This is a genomic window from Streptomyces sp. SID13666, assembly GCF_010548325.1.
Lineage (GTDB): Bacteria > Actinomycetota > Actinomycetes > Streptomycetales > Streptomycetaceae > Actinacidiphila > Actinacidiphila fildesensis.
This window is the reverse complement of record NZ_JAAGLX010000107.1, coordinates 1-1,906: the sequence shown is the minus strand read 5'-3', so window position 1 is coordinate 1,906 and position 1,906 is coordinate 1. Positions and strand designations below refer to the sequence as shown.

The window sequence follows — 1,906 nt, the reverse complement described above, 5'->3', positions numbered from 1 at the left end:
CCCGCGCCGCGGACCCGCACCCGCGCCGCCCGCCGGTCCCGCATCCGGCCGGCCGCGCCGCCGGGACCCGCGTGCACGACGGACAGCGCGGCAAGGTCGGGCCGCAGCCGGTCGATCGCCGCCGTCCGGTGCCGGACCGCCTCGGACAGCCGGGCATGCGCCGCCGCATCGTCCAGCACACCGCCCTCGGCGAGCAGCCCCAGCAACTGCCGGACCTGCTGCGCTCCCAGCCCCAGCGCTTCGGCGTCCCGGGTCAGCAGGGCCGCCCCGCGGGTGCCGTCCAGCAGATCCAGGAATCCCGCCGCCGCGCCGTCGACCGAGTCCAGGACGACCGCGTGCGCCGGATCAATTCCGAACTGCATGCTCTCGCGGTTGCGCCAACTGCGCCGCATGGCGGTTTTGAGCATGGGACGCATGGCCACCCCCGGTGGATCACCGCGAATCCATTCAAGATCCGCACCAGTTTCCGCATCGCTGTAATGCGGCAGTCACAGAATGCACGCGGGCGCCGACGGTGACGAAAAGTTATCCACAGGTTGTGAGGGATAGTCGTTCAATATGCGCACGAAGCGAGGTGATTCCCTCGCCGACCGGCCTGGGGACGGGACTTCGCGGACCCCCACCCGGTAACGTCGGAGCGTGTCCGCCGACCCCGCGCATGACCTCTCCAGCCAGCAGTCCCTCACCTCCCGGACGAGTGAGGTCGAAGTGCGCCGCAGCGCCCGAAGGCGCCGGACGGTCTCGGCCTACCGCGAGGGGGACCGCACCGTCGTCCTCATTCCGGCCCGGATGTCGGTCGCCGAGGAGCAACGCTGGGTGACGGTGATGCTCGAGAAACTCGCGGCGCAGGAGAGCAAGCGGATGCTCGGCGACGACGAGCTCTTCACCCGCGCCGCCCAGCTCTCCGAGCAGTATCTGGACGCCCGAGCGGAACCGGACACCGTCCGCTGGGTCACCAACCAGAACTCCCGCTGGGGGTCCTGCACCCCCTCCGAGGGCAGCATCCGTCTCTCCCACCGGCTGCAGGGCATGCCCGAGTACGTCATCGACTACGTTCTGCTGCACGAACTCGCGCATCTGCTGGTACCGGGCCACGGCCCGAGCTTCTGGAAGCTGCTGGAGTCGTATCCGCGGACCGAACGGGCCCGCGGATATCTCGAGGGGGTCGTGGCGGCCGGCCGGCTGCCGGAGCTGCCCACCGCCCGCGAGGAATAGCCGCTGTCGGGGCCAGGGGCTAGCCTGTCGCAACGCACATGCATTTACGGGATGGGGGACGGTCGTTCGTATGGCCAGGGAATTCCAGCGTGGCCACAAGGCCAAGATCAGTGATCTCACGGCGGGGACGGATCTGTACATCGGTGTGCAGATCGCCGGACCCGGCCTGTCGTTCGACATCAGCTGCTTCGGGCTCGACGAGAAGGAGCAGCTGTCCGACGACAGTTACTTCATCTTCTTCAACCAGCCCAAGTCGCCCGAGGAATCCATCCAGCAGCTCGGCGCGCAGGCGGGGGACAGCGAGTCCTTCCGTGTGACGCTCGACCGGATTCCCCCCAAGATCCGCAAGCTTTCCTTCACCGCGACCATCGACGGCAACGGCCAGATGTCGCAGGTCGGACCCGGGTACATCCGTATCGTCGCCGGCGGTGAGGAAGTCGCGCGCTACAGCTTCACCGGCGCCGAGTTCAGCACCGAGCGCGCGGTGATGCTCGCCGATGTGTACCTCAAGGACGTCTGGCGCTTCGCCGCCGTCGGCCAGGGCTTCGACGGCGGACTGGACGCGCTGCTGCGCAACTTCGGCGGCGAGGTCGCCGAAGAGGCGCCGGCCGCCGCGCCTCCGCAGCAGGCCGGGGCCCCGGGCTTCGCACCGCCGCCCGGCGGTGCCGCGCTCGCCCCCTCGTTCGACGCG

2 protein-coding genes and 1 pseudogene are annotated in these 1,906 nt (G+C 69.6%); 2 read left to right on the top strand and 1 reads right to left on the bottom strand.

Translation table 11 applies throughout. From position 1 onward, the window contains the following. Window positions 1–407 (bottom strand): annotated as a pseudogene (locus tag G3I60_RS43555) (ThiF family adenylyltransferase); the annotation flags it as partial. Window positions 408–639: 232 nt separating this feature from the next. On the opposite strand from G3I60_RS43555, the gene G3I60_RS43550 reads away from it, so the two are divergent. Then, entirely contained in the window at window positions 640–1,215 is a 576-nt protein-coding gene (locus G3I60_RS43550; RefSeq protein WP_138350952.1) for a M48 family metallopeptidase, read from the top strand. Between the two features lie 70 nt (window positions 1,216–1,285). Next, on the top strand, window positions 1,286–1,906 hold a 621-nt coding region (locus tag G3I60_RS43545), incomplete at its 3' end, for a TerD family protein (protein WP_164608537.1).